This is a genomic window from Agarilytica rhodophyticola (assembly GCF_002157225.2).
In the GTDB taxonomy this organism is placed as follows: Bacteria; Pseudomonadota; Gammaproteobacteria; order Pseudomonadales; family Cellvibrionaceae; genus Agarilytica; species Agarilytica rhodophyticola.
The window spans coordinates 4452829-4477258 of record NZ_CP020038.1 but is presented as its reverse complement, the minus strand read 5'-3'; the positions used below and the strand labels follow the sequence as shown (position 1 = coordinate 4477258).

Annotated in this window: 15 protein-coding genes; 8 read left to right on the top strand and 7 right to left on the bottom strand. The window is 39.7% G+C overall.

The genetic code is table 11. The features are described from left to right. Positions 1-483: 483 nt before the first annotated feature. The gene (locus BVC89_RS29865) at positions 484-702 is read right to left on the bottom strand and encodes a hypothetical protein (RefSeq protein WP_158658023.1); all 219 of its coding nucleotides are present in this window, start codon (positions 700-702) and stop codon (positions 484-486) included. Positions 703-766: 64 nt separating this feature from the next. Between BVC89_RS29865 and BVC89_RS18675 the strand changes: the two genes are divergently transcribed. Next, positions 767-1162, top strand: coding sequence for a DUF4267 domain-containing protein (locus BVC89_RS18675; RefSeq protein ID WP_216825007.1), 396 nt, complete (start codon positions 767-769; stop codon positions 1160-1162). Between the two features lie 288 nt (positions 1163-1450). Here the strand turns inward: BVC89_RS18675 and BVC89_RS18670 are convergent, their stop codons facing one another. Then, positions 1451-2026, bottom strand: coding sequence for a TetR/AcrR family transcriptional regulator (locus BVC89_RS18670; protein WP_086932649.1), 576 nt, complete (start codon positions 2024-2026; stop codon positions 1451-1453). 92 nt (positions 2027-2118) lie between these two features. Here BVC89_RS18670 and BVC89_RS18665 point away from each other — a divergent pair, with 92 nt between their 5' ends. The 5 genes from BVC89_RS18665 (at position 2119) to BVC89_RS18635 (ending at position 6367) form a co-directional block, all read left to right on the top strand. Beyond that, entirely contained in the window at positions 2119-2529 is a 411-nt protein-coding gene (locus BVC89_RS18665; RefSeq protein WP_086932648.1) for an MAPEG family protein, read from the top strand. Between the two features lie 429 nt (positions 2530-2958). Next, positions 2959-3624, top strand: coding sequence for a TylF/MycF/NovP-related O-methyltransferase (locus tag BVC89_RS18655; RefSeq protein WP_086932646.1), 666 nt, complete (start codon positions 2959-2961; stop codon positions 3622-3624). Positions 3625-4280: 656 nt separating this feature from the next. Then, a complete protein-coding gene (locus BVC89_RS18650) occupies positions 4281-4559 on the top strand; it encodes a hypothetical protein (RefSeq protein WP_086932645.1) in 279 nt (92 codons plus the stop codon). A gap of 321 nt (positions 4560-4880) precedes the next feature. Beyond that, the gene (locus tag BVC89_RS18645) at positions 4881-5330 is read left to right on the top strand and encodes a hypothetical protein (protein ID WP_158658022.1); all 450 of its coding nucleotides are present in this window, start codon (positions 4881-4883) and stop codon (positions 5328-5330) included. Between the two features lie 620 nt (positions 5331-5950). Beyond that, complete coding sequence (locus BVC89_RS18635; protein ID WP_086932642.1) at positions 5951-6367, top strand: GFA family protein; 417 nt, start codon at positions 5951-5953, stop codon at positions 6365-6367. A 349-nt stretch (positions 6368-6716) separates the two neighbouring features. On the opposite strand, the gene BVC89_RS18630 is transcribed toward BVC89_RS18635, so the two are convergent. After that, positions 6717-7421 (bottom strand): TetR/AcrR family transcriptional regulator, encoded by a 705-nt coding sequence (locus tag BVC89_RS18630; protein WP_086932641.1) that lies wholly within the window; start codon positions 7419-7421, stop codon positions 6717-6719. A 169-nt stretch (positions 7422-7590) separates the two neighbouring features. Between BVC89_RS18630 and BVC89_RS18625 the strand changes: the two genes are divergently transcribed. Further along, positions 7591-8763, top strand: a complete 1173-nt coding sequence (locus BVC89_RS18625; RefSeq protein WP_086932640.1) for a phytanoyl-CoA dioxygenase family protein — start codon at positions 7591-7593, stop codon at positions 8761-8763. Positions 8764-8932: 169 nt separating this feature from the next. Here the strand turns inward: BVC89_RS18625 and BVC89_RS18620 are convergent, their stop codons facing one another. From BVC89_RS18620 to BVC89_RS18610, 3 genes are all read right to left on the bottom strand, one after another. Then, the gene (locus BVC89_RS18620; RefSeq protein WP_086932639.1) at positions 8933-10612 is read right to left on the bottom strand and encodes an amidase family protein; all 1680 of its coding nucleotides are present in this window, start codon (positions 10610-10612) and stop codon (positions 8933-8935) included. A gap of 93 nt (positions 10613-10705) precedes the next feature. Then, positions 10706-13207: a M1 family metallopeptidase gene (locus BVC89_RS18615; protein WP_216825006.1), complete on the bottom strand. Its 2502-nt coding sequence runs from the start codon at positions 13205-13207 to the stop codon at positions 10706-10708. Positions 13208-14109: 902 nt separating this feature from the next. Continuing rightward, a complete protein-coding gene (locus BVC89_RS18610) occupies positions 14110-16365 on the bottom strand; it encodes an N-acyl-D-amino-acid deacylase family protein (protein ID WP_086932638.1) in 2256 nt (751 codons plus the stop codon). Positions 16366-17247: 882 nt separating this feature from the next. Between BVC89_RS18610 and BVC89_RS18605 the strand changes: the two genes are divergently transcribed. Continuing rightward, positions 17248-20304, top strand: a complete 3057-nt coding sequence (locus tag BVC89_RS18605; protein ID WP_086932637.1) for an RICIN domain-containing protein — start codon at positions 17248-17250, stop codon at positions 20302-20304. A 297-nt stretch (positions 20305-20601) separates the two neighbouring features. Here BVC89_RS18605 and BVC89_RS18600 read toward each other — a convergent pair whose 3' ends face one another. Continuing rightward, entirely contained in the window at positions 20602-24372 is a 3771-nt protein-coding gene (locus tag BVC89_RS18600; RefSeq protein ID WP_086932636.1) for an RICIN domain-containing protein, read from the bottom strand. Positions 24373-24430: the final 58 nt, after the last annotated feature.

Sequence of the window (24430 nt, the reverse complement as noted above, 5' to 3'; positions counted from 1 at the left end):
ATAGAATTATAGGCAGTTCATCATGATGTCAATCCTTTGACAACTGTGCCTATAGACAGCCATAGCAGCTTTTAGGTGTTTTACCAATTTAGGGCCCTTTAATCACTGGGGCCTGCTTTTTGCCGGTAGAAGTTGCTTAGAAAAGTTACTTAAGTGTATTGTTGTGACTTCTTGAACCTGTTAGAGTTTTGTCAACAACATTCTTCGGGAAGCTGTTGTGAATAAGTGAAATAAACGGAAATTCCGACTAATCTACTGTCTACTATTAGAAGAGAAGGAAAATCATGCTGTCTGAGCTAAAGAAAATGGGAGCAAAGCACACAAGCTACGATTGGATACACTGAAGTATACGAGATATCAATTATGGTTTTCTTGTATTTGAAAACAGGTATCGCATATTGAACCGTCTAACTTGACGAATCGGACAAACGCTATCTTTCTAGAACCCTAGTAGCAATTTTTGGTAATAAATACATTGGCCTCCTAAGGCTGGTAAATTTGATGGAAGCACATCATAAATCTACGCTCAGAAAAGTCGATGTACTCGCAAACATTCTCGGTAGGATTATTGATGGTAGTATAATCACAAATGTAACGTGGCGAGATATATAAAGAATCCGTCCTAGAAAGTGTTGTGGGTAGTAGCTCAGGTATTACGGCGTATTTTTCTAACAAGGCGCGGCTGTCGGACAATTTTTTCACTGCGCTCCAAATTTGCCGTAGAACGCAGTATTAAGAATGTGTAATTTCAAAAAAGAGTTCATAGATGATGAAAATAAAAATTATAGTTAATGTGCTTGTTTTTCTTATGGCTGTGCTTCAAGGCGTATATGCTATTTACGCATTCTTCGATCCAGTAGCATTTTCAGAACTCAGAGGCACTGAGCTTTTTTCTGCCAGCGATTCAGATTGGATCGTTATATATGCTTCAAGAACTTTATTCGTCGCATTAGTTGTCGGCTTTCTGCTTTTCAAAAAACAATACAAATTATTGGTATGGATTTCACTTTTTGGTACGGTTATGCCAATAACTGATGCTTGGCTTGCTTATCAAGCAGGGGCACCGAGTGTAGTCGTTTATAAACACGTAGCCACAGTGATTTATCTTATAGTGACTCTTGTAGCGTTAAAGTTGGTGTTACGTAGTGAAAATAATGCTTAATAAGCTGTTTAAACATCACCCATTGCTTTTTTTGGCGATGTTGCGAACTCAACACTACGTGTTTCGTCGGGCAGTAACTTTAGTCACGAATCAAACATTAAGAGAGGGAGATTAAAATACTTCCAAAAGAGTTCTATACTTTACCAGAAGAGTCATTTCGTTTAGAGAATTCAAGCAACTTTAAGCTTTCTATGTGTGGTCAAGGGATGTTGATATAACTTTAATTAACGGGATTATTATTGTCCGCACAATTTCTCCATTACACTCCAAAATTACCACAGAGCGACTTTATATTCCTCCAAGTTTTATCCCTGCCTCTCGTCGGCATGCTGTTAATAAACTCTCAATCGCATCTTGATCCTGAAGTGTTCTAGCTATCGCTACTGCTCCAATAATCATTGCTGTTACCGACAAAATATCTTGTTCGTCACAGTCAGTGTAACTTTTCGCATAATGCATAATTGCTGTATTCATGCCATGGTAAGTGTCGGCGTAGGCGATATTTGCCTCGCTATTCTTTATATTGATGTCTGTAGCTAAGAATGCTAACGGGCAAGAATTCTTTCCTTCCACGTGCTCTACACTTAGGTATTCGTTTAATAGCAAACATAACCATTGTTTTTCAGGCATGTTATCTGGCTTAAGGTTAGCAAGTTTAGTACTACTAGCAGCGAATTCTAATGCTTCGCGATAAAGTTGCGCTTTGCTAGTGAAATGAGCATAAAAACCACCTCTTGTAAGCCCACACTCGCTCATTAGGTCGTCGATTGTAACGCCTTCGAAACCTTTTATCGCAAATAATCTGAAGGCGTTAGCAAGGATTCTTTCACGAATTTTATTCTTGTGTGCTTTTGTATAGGGCATAAGGCAGAATCCTAATATATTTATATATGATCTTTATCATATATAAAATCCGCTCTAAGATGAAGTCTCATCTTTGATAAGGAAACTTAAATATGAATATTATTTACCCTATGTTTGCTCTGATTGTTCTAACCTCTGTAGTTGGTTTTAGTGTGGGGGTGTCTCGACTAGTCAGTGTTAAAAGAAGACAAGTTGATCCTCGATATTACCAGTTGTTATCAGGGTATACGCCACCTGAATATGTTATAAAGTTAAGTAATAATTTTAGCAACCTCTTAGAAGTGCCAATTTTATTTTATACTTTGGGTGTTTTACTGGTTGCATTAAATATTAGTAGTCCAATTATTGTTACTTTGGCATGGTGTTTTGTAGTTTTACGTACAGTTCATTCTGTTATTCACGTTACATACAATTATCCAAAACATAGGTTTTATGCTTTTTTAGCATCTTACTTAATTGTACTAATAATGTGGGCTCAGCTAATAATCCTAATTAACAAATGAATATAATAAGGTCATCAATCCTACAGCTTTCCTGTTACTGGTTTTCGTATTTAATTAGAGAAAATAAATTAACTTTTTGTGCTGGTTACTGAAAAATTCGAAGCAATTCGTAAATTAAATAAAAGTTCTAACAATGTAGTCCAGCCCACCGCTAACTCGGCGACTGATTGTATAAATCATGGATCAAGGCAAACCAATAACGAAAGGCGTTATGATCATCATGAGCTCGATAACGGCATCATTATTAGGCATCGTCCTATCTATAGATTATATAACCGCAATCTGTTTAATACTTAGCATTATAGTAGCTATAATAAGTATCATGTGTGACAAAACACATACCAAAACCATCTTGCTTGTTCAGCAAGCTGAGCTGGGGAGAGTTACCGCAAATGGCGGCATTATGCTTATAAGAAATCGGAGACAAACATGAATGAAAAATTATTCGGTTTTGACGTTGATCAACAATGGGATTACGAAAATGGCTTTTACATTACGAGTCATTTAACAAGACTTCCAAAAGTGCTCGCACAATATGAGCTGTACAAGTCAATAGTTAACCTACCAGGTCACATTGTAGAGTGTGGAGTCTTCAAGGGAGCATCTTTCATAAGGTTTTGCACATACAGGGAAATATTAGAAAGCCCGTATAGTAGAAAAATCATAGGGTTCGATGCTTTCGGTAAATTTCCGGTTCAGGAAAATACAGTTGATCAGGCATTTGTGGAAAGGTTTGAAGGTTCGGCAGGGGAAGGAATATCTGCCGATGAATTAAAGAGAGTATTGTTGCGAAAGGGTTTTGATAATTATGAACTTATTCAAGGTGATATTGAGAATACAATTCCTGATTACGTTTCAAATCATCCAGAGTTAAAAATAGCACTTCTACACATTGATGTGGATGTCTATAAGCCATCGGTTGTTATTCTTGAACAACTATTTGAAAAGGTGGTGAGTGGCGGTCTTGTTGTCTTCGATGACTATGCAACAGTTGCCGGAGAGACGATGGCTGTAGACGAGTTTTTTTCGAAGAAAGATGCTCGCATTGAAAAACTACCAATTTCACATATTCCATCGTTCATACGAAAGAGCTGATGGCATAACAAGGCGTTACATCGTAAGCGGTGAATTCCCCACAAAATAGTGATACCTCTAGATAATGCATCTAGAGGAAAAAAGGCAAGATTTAACAATTCGTCCTACCTTGTAAGCTCTGCGTCGGCATCCTTCCTATGATGGCCTTGTACTGGTGAGTACTCTTTATTTCTGTCCCGCTAATAATCGAGGAAAATAAATAAATTACAAAGGCATACCTAATTTAGGCGTTACTGGAAATGCATAGCCAATGGAAGTTTTACAATCGAAATATATTGCTTATATAGTTAACTATGTTTTATCCGAATGTCAATGCAGTAATGGCTTGCTATACAAAGACGTCCTATTTTATTATGGAATATGCTGAATTTATTAATTAAGATGGAACAGAGATCAATTGTGCTGGATCTCATTATGCTTATCTTGCAAAAACATAAGCTGCATATCACTCTGTAATGTCAGTAGTTCTATTTTTGGCGTCAAAATACAACAGCTAATATAATTGTTAACGAAAACTAAAGATTAGTGGTGCTATTAGAGTGAAGTATTATCTTAAACCTCGATTCATACAATCGATAGAGTAGGTCAAAGGTGCACCTTCGGTGCTGAACCTGATAACGACCACTTTTGCTGTTGGTGTTACGCCTAAGGACTGAATGGAAGGAAAAGTAGTCAAAACAATCGTGGGATTCGCTGAGTGTGTTATAGGGAGCTTATTTCTTATTGCCGCGCTTTGGTCTTTGAGCAATATTTTCTCGTGCCCAAAGGATTCCTCGGACTGTGAAGGTTGGGCTATCCTTGGGGCTTATATGACAGCTCCAATAGGTATATCGTTATTAATCGCTGGCGTTGCCCTACTAAAATCTAAGTCGTTGTACTCTCAGCTAGCGGTGCTGCCGGCACTAGGTTGGTTAGTATACTGGTGGTTAGGTTGAGAGTCCGCATAACACCGTAATTCCCTTACAATTCAGGCTAGAGAAACAGGTGAAGTAATATTTAGCCGCCAGATTGATAGTTACAAAACCAATGTTGTGGCTTGAAAATACTACTGAGCTTCAGGTAATAAAATTTAAAACTAATATATGGTTTGATGGTCATAGATACACTATAACCGAGCCGGCGTTAGGAAAAAATGGAAACCACTTTGTAAGGTAGAACGATGTATAACATGCATATTAAAAATCACCTGCAGCAAACGTTGTCTAAACTTGCTACCGCTCGTCTTTTGTTTGGACAGTAATACCCCAAAAAAGGCCATGAACTACATACAGGAAAATACACCAGAGGTTGTTTTTTATACGAGCATGAATGATGTAGCTCATTGGCTTGAAATTGATCTTAAAAATTATGATTGGCATATTTCTGATATCGAGGGAGCTTGGCCAGAGCTGGATGACCCCTCATGGGTGCGTGGTGAAACGCTATCTGAAAAGCTTAAGGCGTTTGACTATCAGTTTGTATGGTCTGTTATTTCAGCTTTTCCAAAAGGTACAGAACCATTTACTACAGACAAACCATTTGCCGATGGAAACCCTGAGTTCTGGGTAGGGAAGCCAGAAAAACAACTCCAAGATTCCCTGTTTGAAATTGTATGTTGGGATAGTAGCGCAACTCTATTCATTGGATTGCCCTATGCCTTAGGTAAAAAGCTTGTTGCTAATGCTCCTAACATCAAAGATCTTAGCAAAGAAAATAGGCGGCGCTAGAGCTAACAATCAATGGCGCGGGCCTCAAACTCAACGAAGTACTACGATATGAATATTGAGTATATATTGTAATGGAAATATTTTTAGAATGGGTTTGGGAGAGACATCATAGTATTCTGAGTTGGTATGTCCGCCCATTATTTATTTTTCCGTTTTGCTATTTTGCATACAAACAAAAGCTAAGCTATTTGTTATTGGTGCTTTTCATCTTTCCAACCACATTATTTTGGTTTCCTGCACCTGAGGAGCCTTCACAGAAAGTACTCGAGTATCTATCTTGGGAGCGCGAGTTTCTCACTCAAGGCATACTATGGCAAAAAGTATTATTGGCATTTTTAGTAATTCTATTTCTTTTTCTTCTCGCGCTTTCGTTTTGGAAGCGTAGCTTACTTTATGGTGCCATCGTTTTAAATATTGGTACCTTGCTTAAGGTAGTATGGAGCATATATTTTGGGGGAAGTATAGGTAATGCTGCTATATTGCCATCAATAGTTACCCTTACAATATGCAACATAGTGTTTTGGTTAATATATAGGTATAAAGTTAAAAATGCCTAAGCGGGTTCAAAGTATAAGCGGGAACAAAGTATAGTGTTGGGCATCAACTAGATCGGAGATAACATGGAAAAATATATTGGAAATTGTAGTTGTGGCGACATTGAATTTCGCTTTGATAACGATCCGATAAATTCTATTTTTTGCTATTGTAAAGAGTGTCAGGCGCTCACCGGTTCAGACAAATGGTTTGGGCTTTGGGTGCCAAGAGATAATTTTAAATTTACAAAAGGCACACCATTGGTTTACACGCGTGTTGGTAGTTCAGGAAAAGAGGTAAATTATCACTTCTGTGGTATGTGTAGCACTGTTTTATGCGCCGAAGTAACTGCAGGTAATTTTTATTCAGTGTCAGCAACTTCATTAAAGGACAATAAGTTCACCCCAAAAATGTCAATTTATGCGTCCTCAGCACCATCATGGGCTGTCTTCCCTGGAGGGCTGCCAAAATTTGACAAGCTACCGCCAGGGATGGGAGGCTAGATGCTTAACGAGGCAAGCAAATCGACAGCTATTAGCTATGATGGAAAAATGTTAAAAATGCCAAGAAAAGCAGCTTCTAATGAATCATTTTAATGTATCTAAAGACAAAAGTGATATGGCGTTGCTATTTAAATTTATCGGAGACAAGCAGCGCTAACAGGGTAACACCAGCGGAACAACTTACGCTTTGCTCCAGTTGCCGCAGTGTTAGGCTTCAAACCCTGAGTTTAAATTTTTAGATATATTTACCGCCTTGTTGCACTTCTAAATTAAATGTTCATGCTTCTACATTTTCACACCTCTAAATTTAAACATATGCCCGTTAGGGAATGGAGGTGTGGTGCGTGTTTTAGTCATCCACAATGCTGTTAAGTTGTTGGATTTTTTCGATTAAGCGCACACGTAAACTTTTAGAGGCGTCGGAGGCGAGTGTTATAAACATACTGGTGAGTACTTGTTTTCGATAGGTGTTAAGGTTGATATAGCCGTGCACCCAGTCGTGCCTAGCAAGGCGTTGATGGTCAAACAATTGTCTAGCAAGAACGCTTGCTTCTATTGATCCTTGCAAATCACCTCGTTGAATCGCTTCTTGGCAAACGTGTGTGGCAACTTCTAAGGAGCGAGCAAATATACCATGCGGTGATTGGTGATCGAAAAGGTTGATGCGTTCTCCGGCGACAAAAGCAGCTTTGTATAGTGCTTCGTCAGCGGCGAATAATGCCATTAGGTTATCGATAAACGTTTCTGCTGCGTTGATCGGGTCTCCGTTGTTTTCAGGGCCGGAGAGTGCTTGTTCTATTTTGGTGATCATTTCATCCACCAAACGCTGAAAAATATCTGATTTTTTACCGATAAGGTTGTGTATGGTGGGGATGGTAACGTCGGCCTTCGCCGCTAATTTATTGAGTGTCAGAGCGTCTAGACCCTCTTTGGCGATAATGTGACCGGCGCAAGAGAGGATATAATCTCTGCGCTTATTCATGTTAGCTGTTCGTGTTGCACTGCCGCGTGCCATGGACTTTGGTGCTGGTGTAGCAGAGACTTGATTCGACATTCAGTAGTTTTCCTCTCTTTGCCCGCTTTGGTACATTTTCTCGCCCTGAGACATTTTTTCTGCCCCGTTTCTATCTCGTTCCTGTTTTGAGGCATCAAAAAGCCCTTGACCACATTTTTTATTATGTATTAAATTTAATTAATAATAAAAAGTGTGAAGCGAGAATTTTATGACAAACAATAGTAATAAATCCATAGATGCTTGCGCAAATCACTATGGTGAAAATGCAGACGCCATGCGCCATTACCTAACACAAGGCCAAGAGCGAGCATTGGCGTTAAATAATCGAGGCCCAATAACATTTGACGCTAGCGGTAGACTCAGCCGTACCATATGTGATGCCTACTCGGCATATGGTTTTTATATCTTTGAAAATGTTCTACAAAGCGACGAGCTGGAGGATATTAAAGCAGATTTAGCGCAAATGCGAGAACGTTTTCCAGCATCGAGTGAGCTATCCGTCACAGCCAACGGCGAACCTGCTCTGGGGGCGGGATATCGCGCACCGAACCTCATTTGGTCAAAACCTCTGGGTGATCCCCTAGGGGGAACAAGCATTGCCAACGGTCGTCATCAAGTCAAGTTATTTGAACCAGAAGCCGCACTGGATGCCCCCAATGAAGCCGTATTCGTGATTCTTGGTTCGTTACAGTTTTCTGATGCTTGTTTACGTGTATACGGTCACCCGAGGCTGTTGCAAGTGGCTGCACACATCAATGGTGAAGATTTTACTCCTTTTCACGAGTGTCTTTTTATTAAAGATCCAGGACTTGGCGCTGCTGTTTCTTGGCATCAAGATGGCGATACCCATTGGCAAAACCCTGCCTTTGACGAAGATATTCACGGTTTTAATTTTATGGCGCAGGTATATGGCAGTACCGCAGTGAACGGTGTCTGGGTGCTACCAGGTACCCACAAGCAAGGGAAGATCGATATTAAAAACATGGTGGCTGACGCTGGAAGTGAAAGGCTACCCGGTGCAATTCCTATTATCTGTAACGCTGGTGATGTGGTTATCTGCAACCGGCAGCTTGTTCACGGTTCTTTTGCCAATAGTGGTTTTGAACCCAGAGTGACCGTTAATTTTGGCTTCCACAAACGTTCCTCTGTATTAAATGTAAAAGGGGCGGGTATCCATAGTGAGGCGGTGCATTACGATAATGATATGATTCGACAACGATCACGTTTGATTGGGTACGCGATTGATGCAAGGCGCCAGCGTTTCGCCAATGAGACCCCTTATACTTACAAGCCATTTGCTGAGCAAAACCAACGTTACCATTGGGATGCCAAGGCAAAGCTTGATATTAAAGATTATAACTTGCAAGATTTGAGCATTTAATTGCTTGGCGTTTTTATATTTTATGTTGCTGTTAGCTCATTGAGCGTCAGCTAACAGCCTTTTCGGCGCCTAAAGCACCAACAAATACACGTCGCCAAACATGTTCTAATTATCAATATTGATAAGCCCTGGATCCTGTTGAATGAGGCAGCTGGTATTTATATCTGCCTTAATTCATATACTGCTTTGGCGATTTTCTTTTTTTGGTCAGTTGTTCGAAGGCGTATCCCATTTTTAATAAATCTGCTTCGGATAAAGATTTGTTAATAAAAGTAAGACCTTCAGGGGAGCCATTTTTTGAATAACCCATGGGGACGGTGATCGCAGGATATCTAGCTGCAGCGGCATAGGCTGCTGATGCGTTATTAATGGATAAAATCGCATTTAACTGATTTTTATCAAGCAATGAATCGAGCATATCTCGCGATAGTTTTTCCAGCACGTTTTTGGTGTCCATTAGTTGCTTATCTGTTGTTGTATCATTGACAATATCCTCTAGCAACTGTTGGCCATAGGGGATTCTCTTAGTCTGATCCTGTGTGTTGAAACTGACAATATCTTTAACTGTCTTGACCTTTACTTGATCGCTTGCATGAGTTCTTAAATATTTCGCTAGGTCATACTTCATGTCAGCGGTTAAAACTTGCTTAATCGAACTCAAATCTAGGCTTTGTATTTCCACTTCAACAAGAACACCACCTGCTTTTTTAATTTTTTTGGTGGCTTTTTTGTAAAGGGGGTCGTCTAGAAAGCTTGTGATAACACCGAATCGCTTACCTTTTAAGTATTTTTGCGTCACTGTCTGTAAGGTATCCGCAAAACCGCCATTAACAGCCATAGAAGCAGTGTCAGCAGAATCTTTACCTACCATCGCATCCATTAAAATCGCATTGTCCATAGCATTTTTGGTGATTGGTCCGGGAGTGTCTAGGGAGCTTGAGATGGGTACAATACCGTTGCGACTAAGTACGCCTACTGTTGGCTTCAAACCCACCACTGAATTCTGTCCCGAAGGTGATAGAATAGAACCTGATGTTTCTGTACCCACCGCAGCGACAGCATAGTTAGCAGCTACAGCAGCAGCACTCCCAGAGCTTGAGCCTCCAGAGTGGATAGTCATGCGCCCATAAGGGTTTAGTGTTTGGCCTCCTATAGCACTGTAGCCGACAGGACACTGGCTGCAAAAAAAGTACGCCCACTCACTTAAGTTTGCTTTACCCAATATAATGGCATTATTTTCAATTAACCTGTTGGTAATAAACGCGTTGTTGGCATAATTATCCTGCAATGCAATTGCGCCAGCTGTGGTGGGCATGTCGATAGCGCCGATATTGTCTTTCAGTAAAATCGGCATACCAAAAATACTATTATTATCAATTGTTCTTCTGTTAACTTTATCTAACGCACTGGCTTGCTCGATGACCTTGGGATTAATGGAAATAACACTGTTTAATGCTAGCTTATTATCACTTTCGTATTTTCTAATTCTGTAAAGGAAAAATAAGCTTAGGTCTTTGTAACTAAAATTTCCCAGCTTAATATTATTTTGAATGGTTGGAATATCTTGATCGAGTATAAGAGGTTTAAGCTTTTGATATTTTCTCTCAGAAAACTTAGCTAATTCACTTTCGAACTTTTGCCAAAGCTTATTTTTATCTGAAACCTTTGAGTTAATAAGTTGAAAATGTAAAAAAGGGTCTTCTTGTTTTTGAGCAAAATCTAGATCTGCGGTTTCATCGTAGGGCTGCCAAAAAAAGTCAGCGCCTGTTTCCCCCTGCTGTGCATAATTAAGGCTAGAGTACAATATTCCTGCTAACAGAAAAAATGATTTGCTCAGTATTCTCTTCATAGATATTACTCTAAATCAAAGTTCTTTTATTAGCCCAGTATAAAGTGTACCGGGCCAATAAGTCGGTGGTTGAGCCCATTCGGGCCCTTATTTTTAAAATGTCATTAAATAATTATTGACCGAATTTAGCTCCCGTTGACGTAAGCTAATACAGTCATTAACACTTTCACTTACCTTAGCTAAGGATCGCTCCGTTCCTTCCACTTTATTCCCGCTTTTACTAAAAAAACTATTGAGTGCTGCTAGCTGTTCTTTTTCACAGGCGCTACTTAAAAACAGGGGAATGCTTGGAACAATGAACGGCGGCGCTTTCTCGCTCAGGGCTTCATAGTTCGATAAAATCCATTTTTGCAACTCTGATCGCCGTTTATGGCCGACGCCGTTCAGACTCAATAGATAACGAACATCTGATGCTGTAATGCTGTCATCTAAAATAATATCCATTGCTTTGCGTTGAACCGATGCTTGGCCAAAGCGGCCTAAAGTATTTAAAAGCTTAGTTTTACGCTGTGGGTCTGACGACTTAGATAAAGCGGTTTTGACCTGGTTCAGTAGGTCTTCATCACCATAGTGCGCAGCAATACTTAGATAGGCTTCCACCAATGAGGCCGGAACTTTTTCTGGTGTTTTAAAATATACTTCGGTTTGTGCAAGCGCCGTTTTGATGATGGCTTTATCTTGACCATCTTTGCCTAGTAAATTAAGAATATCTGGTCGTAAACTTGTAACATGCGCAGCTTCATTCTGTTTAGGCGTTAAGCCAAAGCGATCTGCCGCCGGAGTAACAGTTTTGATGATAAAATTTTGCCACTGTTTTTGATTTTGTTGTCGAATAAAAGGTTTTTTCATTAGTTCTAATAAGTCGAGGGCCTCTTTTACAACCAATGGGTGTGTATCCGCAATAAATTTTCCCGCTGAGGCCATGACATCGCCTGCAGTTAGGGTTCCTGCTTTTAATAAGGCATCGACATTATTAAGTACAGCAAGTTTTTCTCGGTCATTTAACTTGTTAGTGTGATTAAGTAGTTTATCTAAGCCTGTTTTTGATAGCTGCCAGCGGTAGTAACCGCTACCGTTATCATCTGGTAATATCCAATCAGGCTTAAATTTTAAAGTCAGTTCTGTTGAAAGACTATTTAATAGTAAGCTAGTGCTGGCTTGCTTGTTACCTTTGCCATAGCGGATTGAAACCGGAAGTGACCACAGTTGAGCTGGAGCTTGCACATTGGCATTGCTAAAGCGCCGTTGTTGTATTGTCAGTTTTTTGCCTTCTAACTGCAGTGAAAGTAGCGGATATCCCGATTGCTCGGTAAAAGACTTAAGTACTGACTTAACATCCTTTCCAGAAGCCTTACCTAGACTGTCCCATAAGTCGGCGGCCTCTGCATTGCGCCATTTAAAATCCTGCATATATTGGCGAATCCCTTTTTTAAAAGCCTCTTCGCCAATCCATTGTTCCACCATAGTTAACACTGCACTGCCTTTGGAGTAAGCCAAACCTAGGCCATCCATGATATCGGCTTCAGTTTTAATTGGTTTGCGAATGGGTTTTGTAGAAAGGCGTGCGTCACTGGTCATGACTTGATTTTGTGGTAGCACCAAATTGTATTCCAACTCAGGATAGAGTTGCTGTGTTATTTTTGACGCCATCCAACTTGCAAAGGCTTCATTTAACCAAAGATCATTCCACCACTTCATGGTGACAAGGTTGCCATACCATTGATGCGCTAGTTCATGGGCAATCACCATGGTTGTTCTGGTTTTATTACGTATTTGTGCCCGTTTTTCATCAAGTAGAAGAATATCTTCACGGTATGTGACTAAACCTGCGTTCTCCATAGCGCCAAAAGGAAATTCGGGTAAGGCAACTTGGTCGAGCTTTTGATAAGGGTAGGGGATGGCGAAATACTCTTCCAAAGCTTTCAGAATTTGAGGGCTGATGCGCGCTGCATAATGTGCTTGATCTATCTTCCCTTTGGGCGTGAGGATTAAACCGTCCACGGACATACCGTCTACCGGAATTTTTTCAAAAGGGCCTACTGCCATTGCCACGAGATAGGAGGGGATAGGAGGGGTTTTTGCGAATTTGTAAGTTATCCAACCATTATCCTTAACACGTTCAAGTTCTGGTGTATTGTTGTACACATTCTGAGTTTCTGGTGCCGATATGCTCAGTTGAAATGGAATCTTAAACGCGGGCTCATCGAATACTGGAAATGCACGCCGGGCGTCACTCATCTCAAACTGAGTAAAAAGATAGGGGATACCTTGGTCTATAGTCTTATATAGCCCAACAGATTTTGTGTTATAGCGCGCCGTAAAATCCATTTCCAGAGTATATTTACCTGGCTTAAGAACAGTTTTAGACCTTGCCTCCTGGATGGCTTGCTCCATTGCATGAAGTTGCAGAGATAATGTTCCTTGTTTACTTTCAAGTTTGGCGTTTGTTATCGAAATACCGAGGGCATGAAAGCGAATAACACTGGTTTTTTTTTTGATTTCTAAAAGGATTTTAGTTGACCCGGAAAAGTCTTCTTTACTCGGATCGAGCTTGAGGGAAACGTATTGCTCTTTGGGTGAAACCTGATTACCCAATCTATGCTGCTCTGCGTTAACCATGAAGCTTAGGCAGGTTATTAGAGATGTAAATAAAAACCTGTAAATATAAGCAAACATGCTATCTTATTCCTGTAGTTGTGAATCGAAAGTGCAATATGAAGGCGCAATCGGCGCGATATAATAGTGCAACAAATATAACGATTGTGTCTGACAAATCTTCAAGGGTTTTCGTCGTTAAAATGTCAACTGTACCTTCTATCTCACAGTCTCTCCATTAACAGGTTTAGTGATTATCGGCATATTGTTTAAAGGCTTAGCAGTAGCAGGCTTAAAATTTAATGCTTTCAATGTTTATTGTCTCTAAATATTTGTTTTTGCTTATTTGTTGAACACCTCCTTGTTCTCCGCATATAGTTAGATATCTTTCGCACATTTAACCGGCTAAGCGGAGATTAAAAAATATACACGCATTGGTGAAAATCCGTCGAGCTGGCATTGATATTAACAGAATGAATTTATGTGGGTATTATATACTCACAAAAATTGACGCAATAATTTTCTGTTTGGCGCATTATTTTGGTTATTTGCAGAGTTAATTATTTAAAGTAATTTGCATGTTAACTTTCTGCATTTTTCACGAGTATTAAAAAGTTAAAGCTTAGGTTTTATTACTATCTTTTTTTAATTTATTCATATTAGTATTATCACTTCGTTGACCCATATCAACCAAATGATAAATTTGCTGCCAATAGTGTGATGACGGTTACCGTTACATCCCTTAAATACTTTATATGTTCACTAATCAATAGATTGCTCATATCTAGTGTAATAGCGTAATTTTATTTTGGCGTCTCATAAACATTATTTTGGTTAAAACAAATACATCTTTTTTTCTTTTTTTTGCGGCTTATTAAAGCCAAAATATTAATTGTTCACGCTTAATGAGTAAACCAGTCTGGAGTTTCAAACGGCGGAGGTGAATTGATTATAACCTCTGAATATTCGCCTTTAAGTATGACTTTATCTTCATCCAACAAGCGAAAGTTTCGAGGCCACATAATACCATTGCCAAGATCTTGATAATCTGACTCAATTACATAAGCTCCACTATCAAGAAGTATCTTTTGAATACGTCCCGATTGACGATCGAGACCTATGGCTGGGGATACATGTTTGCCCGCTTTCATTAACCACCAACTTTGATCTCTGTGCTCTGGTATATCCAAAGGCCCCAATAGTTGTAATTTATTATTACGCAGTAAGCTAAAAAAGTTTAAATGCATATTTTCCAGTAATTGTTTTTTCTTGTTCTCGTCGATTGGAACAATCTCTGTTTTTTGGTCACGCTTAACTATATGCCGTTGCGAACGTGTTTCGCTAACTAGGTATAATTCTTTTTGTTGCGGTTGTAATTGAGCGATACGATTATTGGAAAAATCTAAGTAGCTTAAAGTAGTTTTAGTGTTATTGGATTGCCTCGTTATGTTTAGCTTTGCTGAAAATTGATTGATGCTTTCTAATAAGTGTTTACCACCAAAAGCATTCTTTAATTTTGCCAGCATCTGCTTGGCGCTAGGTTCTTGTTCTACACGTTGTTGGTGGCGAACAATAGGTTTGCCTGCTAAAAGCCCGGTTACTTCGCCATTTGCAAGTGCTATCTGACCATTCACAAAAACATAATCTAGGCCTTCGGAGTATTGTTGCGAGTTATTGTAAGTAGCTTTATCTCTAATCTTAGCTAAATCAAAGATATTAATATCTGCGTATTGACCAACAGCGATTTCCCCTCTACTCGCAAGACCTAGAAAACGTGCAGGTAGTGACGTCATTGTTCTGATTGCAAAAGCTAGAGAAATAATCTTTTCCTCAACGACAAATTGCCTTATTTTCTTACTAAAGGCACCAAAATTACGGGGGTGTCCTTGCTGTTGCCCCGCAGGTTCTGAACCGCCATCGGTACTGTTCATCATCCACTCTTGTTGGGCTAGCAAACGTATATTATTCATATCGTAAAGCCCAATATTCATAACATTAGCATCGCCTTGTTCTTTGGCGATCTCAATCACAGTCTCAAATACTGATGTGTCCTTTTCTTTTGCTACAGATGCTAACGTTTTACCATTTAAGCTTATATTGTTGTCGACAAACACTAACTTATCCGCACCACCACGAATTTCCAGCATGCGCACACTATCTTTTTCTATTTCGGTTTTAATTTTTGTATGTTTAATTCTTTTGAATAGTTCTTCTGTCCCATCCGCTAATGCCCAATCCGGGAGCGTATATGCCAGCAAAGAGCTTTGAGTGGCGGTATAAGGATGCTGCGCGGCGACCACATTCACGCCGCGATCACGGGCCTTATTAATAAGCTCGATGCCAACGTTAGCGTGACCATAATTATGCTTTCCCTGCGGTGTGAAATGACTAAAGATAACGCGGTTGCCGCTTTTCTCGCCAATTTCTATCGCTTCTGCAACGGAAGCATCGTAGCCTATACCATCGAGCGCAGCTCCCATATCTCGATCGTGTGTGTCGTAAATACCGTTGAATGGGTGAGTCGAGGAGGCGACATCAATAACTTCTTGAGTCGACGCGTAAGAAGCGGGCCGATAAAATAATCCCGACGATATGCCAAAGGCGCCTTGTTGCATTCCTTTTCTGATGAAATGCTGCATCTGTTCTATTTGTTCTGACGTGGCCGCTTGATTACTCATGCCCATTACTTCATGGCGAGCAGCATTAAAACCGACATAAGATGCCACATTGACGCCGATACCTTGTTTGCGATATGTATGGTATTTAGTCGTCAAATCATTATCTCCTTGACCATCGACACCGAGAACTACGGTGGTGATACCCTGATATAATTGAGGCAGCATCATGCGTGCTTCATCTTGATCAGGATTTGCATGGCTATGCATATCGATAAACCCTGGTGTCAAGTAAAGGCCCTTAGCATTTATTATTTTCTTAGCGGCAATATCATGCTGTTTAGCCTTGCCGATAAAGGTAATTTTCTCTCCTTTGATCCCTACATCCTGATAAGTCCATGGATTGCCACTTCCGTCCAGTACTCTAGCACCAGTGATTAATGTATCGACTGCTAGTTGTTTTAGATGTTGCTTTTTTGCCTGTACGATAGAGGGTACGAGACAAACAATAGTAATATATAGGAGGATAATTCTCTTTAACATATTTGGCTCTTTTAAATGCCTATAACCTGTTCTCTATTATATACTTTTTGCATAACTTATGAACTATCTGCAAGCCCCTGAAGTAAATCCAAGGTGGGTCATTTTCCTGCTTTTTAAGTAGATTGTTCTGGCCTTATGAGCGAAGCTAGAAATACCTAGTATTATGTTCGGGCCAATATTCTTCTAACACGCCTAAATTTTAGCAACTAAAAATTAAAGGAAACCCCACTCACATTAAATAAATATAATTTAATTAATGTGAGTGGGGTTTAGCGCTTATTAGTTGGTTTTTGTTGTCGGTTATATGGATGGCTTTATTTATTATTAATTGTTTTTTGTTAACAGTTTTCTTTCTGTCGGATTTGATGTTGATATTGATTGAGCGATTTTCTTATCTAGAACGGTTTATTTTTTATAACAATACTAATTAAAAATGTGAATAGGTTTTTGTTTTTGATATTTATTATTTTTAATTTGCAAAATCCATAAAAACACCATATTTTTTAATATCGATATTTTTGATTTCGTTAAACCGATAATTAAATTCAATATTCACTGAGTTTCATAGCAAAGTTTGCTATGCGAAAACATCTACAAGTTCTCTATTTTAATAACAATATAACAACTTAAAAGTGATATGCGCTATTTGCGATTAGCTACACTTAAAATATAAATTTGTTTACTATTAACAGTATAGATAATTTAGTAGACAAGAAGTTTTGCTTTCGTTTATTTGTGTGTATGCATTTGGCTTTGAGTTGATTTCTACCCTAAAGCTCATGTTCAAAATTATTTGATTAATGTCATTTACATAAACCTAAACTCCAATACGCTTATTTAATTGCATTCTTACAACTCACAGTAACAACCCACGAGGTTCATATGAAACTCAGTTATTCCTTTATGCTTGTGAATACCTTATGTTCGCTGGCCACATATGTTAGTGCAGCGCCTGAAGCTCCGATTATTGATAGGGATGTACATATGACAGAGCAGCGACAGTATACAAGGCCTACCATTCCTACCTTGCAAACCAGTGCCGATGGTAGGGTTGGATTGTCAAATGAAAGAGAAAACGGAAGAGTAGCGTTACGCCTACAAGTACCAGAAAAAATTGACAAGCCTTTTATGAACTCGTCCAATGGAACAAAAATATTAAGCTCAGCAGATGCTTTTGCTCCCAGTGAAGCTACTCTTAGTTTTCGAGATGTTATTAGTACAGGAGGTGCACATATGACATTATGTGACCCTTCGTTTGATCCAAATTCAAATATAAAAAACCCGCGTAACTGCGGCGGCGATGATTGCTACGATTTATCTATTATTTCCGCTAAATCAGACTCAAATAATAATACTCGTCGGACCTTGGTAAGCACTCCCATTACCGTTAGGGTGGATAAACCTAAGACAAGGAATGCAAAAATCGTCGAAGTTACAGCTAAACAACCAATTTTTGGTAAAACCTTCACTTTATATACATTTTTTGAACCCATGACCACTGGCGATGGACGCTTACTAATGGCGCGACAATCTGGCCAAGCTAATGGTGCAACGTCAATTACATGGCGCGACAGTAAAGGCAATAACAAGACATCACGCCCTGATGCTATTTATTTTGTTAATGATAATCCAGATAACTTCGAAGCATGTGATGTGCGCCAATGGAATAAAGTATACCCTCTAACACATGCTCCTTATGATCAGACGATTAACAAACGCTATGGCTTTGCGATGCAGGAATTTAGAGACCCGCTTGGGAAAATCATTCCTGAAGGTACCTCTTTGCGTTCTTATCCCTGGATTGATAAAGGAGGAGACAATATTTCTCTTACAGTAGTTAATACTAATTTATTTGATCCCAAGAAAGGTTATCGCGCAAATTATCAAACAGAGTGTGTGACGAGTAGCTGTGTGTCTGCTCGCGATAGCCAGCAACCTTCTGGCACTATGGGGCGAGTTATTATGGGCCTATGGACTAAAGGTAAAATGGTGTTGTTAGATAATCTTATAAACAATGTCGATTTTACCATTCGTGCTGACGATAAACACCAGCGTAATATAAGGCTGTATGATGCAAATTCTAGAAATGGTGGCTTTGTAAGAGTGGGTAATGGCCGCGATAATACTAACGAACACCTCCCCAAAGGCAGTTCTGGTAATACCTCATTCTTTGATAGTAATGAACACCGTTTTAACTATTTTAAGAATATGTTTCCTGTAAGTCCTTATGATGTTTCTTGGCTAATGAGTTCTGGACGCGGTACTACGGAAGTCCCTTTTGACGACTACCTTAACCCTAATAGCTTTTTAAACGCTAATATGGCACAAGCGCTACGTATTGAATCTAGCGGAAGAAATGCTCAGTTACTAGGTGAGGTGCAAAATGCGGCCACCGCAACACGTTGGAATATTCCCGCCAGCGGTAAAATTTTGGGGCAAGGTAGAATCGAACCCGTTGCATTAGGTGGTATTAAAGGTAAGGGATTCTGGCTCGATGGTAATGGCTCTGCACTGGAGTTTAATATTGATCGTCAGCCTAGAAACACCTTAAATAGTGATTGGTATTACAGCATCTTTGTGGATACTCGAACTACTTCTGGGGTGCGAACGCTATTAACTTTTCCTGATGACAGCAAAATAAAAGTCAGAGGGCAGGGGGAGCTTATGTTTGTTGATTCAAGTAATAGAACGGTTCGCACTATTAATCGATTCTTCACTATGAAAAATAAACAATGGCGCCACTTAGGGTTTCAATTAGAAAATGGTAATAAAACTATAAGTACCTATCTTGATGGCTATAAGATAGATTCATTCACTCATAACGCAGCGCTATTTCATTTGAGACCAGGTAAACTCACTGTAGGTATTAATCCTGATAATAATAGAGAAAACTTTAAGGGTTGGATTGACGATTTTAAAATATTTGCTGAAAAAGTAAATGTTGAGGTGGCCTGTAACCATGCTAGGGGAACTCTTGTTGGTGTTACTAACAATGCTGGTACCTATTGGAACAATATTGTTAGCGCTTATCCTCATAGCTCTCATGTAGAGATCAGCGATGAGTTATTATTAAATGGTAAGCGCAAGTTTGGTAGTTATGCATGTTATCACAATTATAATACAGATTTTGCTGCACACTTGGGCAACATTCCTGGTGGGGTTGTTTCGATACGAGACAATATTAATTTCCCTGAAGGGCCATTAGTGCATAATAAGCCCAGGCCAGATTCGAGCAATAATGAGTTTTGCCTTAGCTGTCACACAAGTGATGGTAAAGCCGGCTTAGATATCGATGCCTTAGTGCTTAAGAGTGGATTGCAAGCAAAAGACGATAAGCGACGTCAACCATTACAACCTGATCCTCTAGTTTTTGGCAATATTCCTGCCAACTGGTTAGGAAAAGGTTTGCCCGCTAGGCATATGGTTGCAGATGCGAGAAGAGGATTCAAAATAGACACACTACTACTCACTTCTAGTAGCTCTGCCGGCAACGGTGGTGGCAATTCGGGTATTTCAGTCCCCACTGGAACTACATCCTTAGCCGCGCAACATAGCAGTAAATGTATAGATTTAGACTCAGGCTCTTCTGCAAATGGCGCCAATATTCATCAATGGGCTTGTAATGCCAACAATCGAAATCAAGATTTTACTCTTAAATCTACTAGTAATGGATTTTACGAAATTCGTACTAAAAATGATAAGTGTATAGGAATTGGTGGCGGATCAATGGCAAATGGTGCTAACGCAGTTCAGTGGAATTGTGTTGGAGCACAAGATCAGCAGTATCGACTTGATGATCGAGGTAATGGCTGGTTCCGTATAGTCGCCCGTCATAGCAACAAGTGTTTAGATGTATCCAGTGCATCTGGAGCGAATGGCACTAATATCCAGCAGTGGAATTGTAGTAACGGCGATAATCAGCGTTTTAAATTTCAGTAGTAGCAAGAGCTTATAAGATAACAATTATTAGCTAGATATTCTTATTACTAGAGCGTTACAAGTAGAATGATAAAAAAGCCGGAACCTATGGGTTCTGGCTTTTTTTATGCTTTAACTTAGACGTAGATGTATAGACCTACGATAATTTCTCGTGATGAACGTATTATCAAGAACCCATTAACATGTTCTTTTTTATTCTTTTATCTTTTGCAGTGATAAGGAGTTCTAAAAAGTGCATCATCAGCGGTTTTATGAATGAATTGCCAACGATGCTTACTTTACCTATGTGGTGTAAATTTAGCGATTGGGTAAAAATTTAAACTCCTGCCACTTTGCATTAGCGCATGAAAATTGATTAATTTCACCACCATTTTCTTTACTGATACCCGCTTGGTTTATACAGCGGTTACCAACTCTTGCTCTAATTTCAAATCTACCCTGTCCTTTATCGACTATACGCCATTGCAAATTCTTATGTTTATTGCAGTTGAATTTGGCTAATGCGGCATTATTAGTAGATCGTCCTTTCATATCGATACATTTATTACTAGCTTGATTTCGAATTTGATAGTATTCGCCTTCGACATGTTCAAATCTAAAATTACGGTTTGGGTGTGCACCACAAGTCCATTGATGCCAGCCTGAATTATTCGCTGTTTGTGCTTTTGAGTCCATGCATTTGCCGCCGTTATGTTGAAATTGAAGTTGAGTCCAACCTACTGGAGGAAGCTGTGAACCGGAAACTTGAAATTTAGTTCTAGAATCAAATAACAAATGCCCTTGGCCATTAGCTTTGCCAGTAGCGACAACACGTAACATATGTTCTCCTGAACTTAAGTTACTATTATTCAGTGTAAATGGAGCTTTATTTTCGACGTGTACTTGTTTACCATCTAGGTAAAAGGTGATTGAGCCAATATTATAATCTTTACTCGATACTTCAATATGACTTAGTTCATTTGCATCGTAGGTGTGGAGATGCCTGAGAGGTGCCTGTTTTGCTAGAATTTTAAATGGCGTGTAGTTAGCTGGTGTCTCAGCGAGCGAAGGGCCAAATCCAGGTTCTTCTTTATTTCGGATCGCATTATTCTTACCCATAAAAATATAGAAAAGACCATCATCATCTCCATCATATTTTTTCCCGTCGTTGATAGTATAATAGAAAAATGCACCGCCGGTAGCATTTACGTTGTCAGTTGTTGCTGTAGCGAGACCTTCGTGATCCAGTCGCATATCGATAGATGCATTACCTGAACTACGATAAACCGCAGTTAGAAAAAGGGGGTCGCCGTTAGCATCATGATCGTTTGATATTGGGTTGGCAATAACGGAGGTGCGACCTTTCTTAATAATTTCTCTGTTTTGAATGGCGATAGGTTGAATATTTTTATTGAGTGCCTGGGTGAATTCACCTGGATCAGACCAGCGAATTTCCCGTGCCTGTGGAATAGCCCCTGATCCTACACGAATAGCCACCTCTCCGCGGGTAATGTTGCCTTCCTCATCACGTATCCAGTAACTAAAACTATCGTTTCCTTCAAATCCAAAGTCTGGCACATATTTGACCTGATTATTACCAACTAAATAGAGCTCGCCATGTGTAGGTTGAATAACTCCATCTAGCCATATACTACCTCCATCTGGATCATCGTCGTTGCTTATAATATCCAAAATCTTGGGGCTGTCGATGTTAACTCTAAATGTATCAGCGTTAGCAACAGGTGCGGGGGCTGCAAACGTCAGCCGGCCATTATCTTTATATTTTGCTAACTCCTGTGAAGTAAAATTAAGAGTAATGGGTAAAAGAACTTTCTGAATTTCTCCTGTTGCCCGATCTGCAATCAAATCATCCACAAGTATAAAAGGTTTTCCGTTGGTGTCTCTAAAATAACCGGATTTACGTAACAGATTATTTGTAGAGTGCTTCCAGACTAAGCTTGGATGGTCAAACTCCCATGCACGACCGATAACTCCAATCGAATCTATTTTTAACCAATCGAGCCTGACACTTTGTTCTGGAGAAATTGCTGGAATTTTACTGTAGCTAACAGCGAGTCGATCCGCGACTAAATCCTTAGAATCATAGAAATGGTGACCCTGTGTTGTAATCTTCTTATATTCTTGGCCCACATCATAGAATTTCATGTCGATAAAGTTAATGCCGACACGATTATCGCTAGCTCTTCCTTCGTCGTGTCCGTGAGTATCTACGCCCACTGGCATATTTTCGATAGTTGCTCTATTGATAGTCCAATCAAATGATTTACGTTCGAATAAAATTCCTGCAGGGTTATTGCTACCGTTGTTATGAGGGGTGTCAGTACCAATTACGCGGAGATCAACGATAGTATAGTGAGGTGAATAACGTCCGGTAACACCGCGAAAAACTTCCCAGGCAGTAAATCGCTCAATCATACTGCGCAAGTCATGATTTTGTGAGGGGTTAGTGCGAATTACTTGGAACGCCACCTGATTGCCAAACGACTCGTTATCTCGAAATTCTGTCAAGGCTGGTGTAATTGGGTGTGCATTATTACCGCCGCGTAAAATCTCGGGTTGATCCAGCACCACTACAGGAATTGGGGCACTCGCGTTATCAGCCTGAATGCCATTTCGGCTAACATAGGTATAACCATGAGTTGTATTGGCTGCTATATTTTCTGATGCTTCTACCATTCGGCTACTAAACCAGAAACCATCGCCGCCACGACCCGCGTCTCGTTCATTAACAGAATCCTGAGCCGCAACAATACCCCACTGAATACCTTGAGATTTAATAGCAATATTGCGGAGCCAGTTACCTATATCATTACCGCTTTCAGCAACGTAAGCAGCACCAAATGCATTGTAAACAGCATTGTCGACAAAAATAGCATTAGACGAATGCTGTACCATCCCCCAACCTGGCGAACCGTTAATTGCATTACCTACAAGGTAAACAGGGTTTTTAAGATTACCTATTCCCGTGCGATGCAGGTGAATAGCATAACGCCCCTGCACGTTACTGTTCGCTGCAATAGATGAAAATGACGAGGCCGCCGCTGATTTAAAGGATTTATCGGTACGACCAAGTTCATTAAATGCCGCGTAGCGGATATCCACTGTATCGCGCATAAACATAGTATGCCCGCGCTGGTGCACAGGTAGTGCGTCACCGCCCTCATTAGAAAAGGTTATATTACGTGATAGGTTTGCCACATATGTTTTAAGATCTGATGCTGGAGTATCATGGTTGAACTTAAGAGCTTGTGTTAGCTGAACTGTTTTGCCGTTTATGTTTGATATAGTGGCAATCTCGTCTTCGGTATCACGCCAATGTTTTGCAGGATTAAGCTTCCACTTTTCAGGTCCGTCAAAACCCTGTTTGTGGGTTCCAGTAATTACAATTTTGTCACCTTTTTGCCAGCCTTGCGGTGTTTTTGAAAATACTAGTGTGCGCGCACCAGCCATTGGATTCTGCGCTACTTTTAAAAAGCTGTCTTTTTTAGCACCGTGAATACTCACTCTACCCATACTAATTAGGCCGCGAGAAATTAGTTCTTTATCCCAGTCTGTATCAATATCTCCATTATTGGCGAATAGTATTTTAGTGGTAAAATCCTTTTTTATTGGTCGGTTTTTATCACCAACAATAAGCTGACCATCACTAGTTACAACGATAGTATCTACTACCAATTTAGTATTCTTCCAATAGGCAAAAGTAAGTAAGCCATCAATACGTATGGTATCTAGTCTAGCGTTGCTTGATCCTTGATAGGTGATGCTAATACCTGCTGGAATATGTACATTCGCATCCCTCCCCGGAACTTGTCCATTATGCCATATTGCAGGGTCAAACCATTTTCCACTTTCCAACGCTATATGAGTTGAATTTTCTTTTTCCACCAGAGCAAGCACGGAGTGATGTTCATGATTAGTTGCCATATTGGCGATAACATTGCTGGAATATATCGTTGTGGCGACAGAAGTAAGTACTATTAAAACAAAACTATTAATCACGGATAATGGAGATGTATTATGTTTTTTAATACTTATGTAAAAGTCGTATAGGAGTTTTTGAATTATCATGTTTTTTCACTTTTTGTGAGTTTTTTTTACCTAAATACAGGCATGCGATTACTCATGG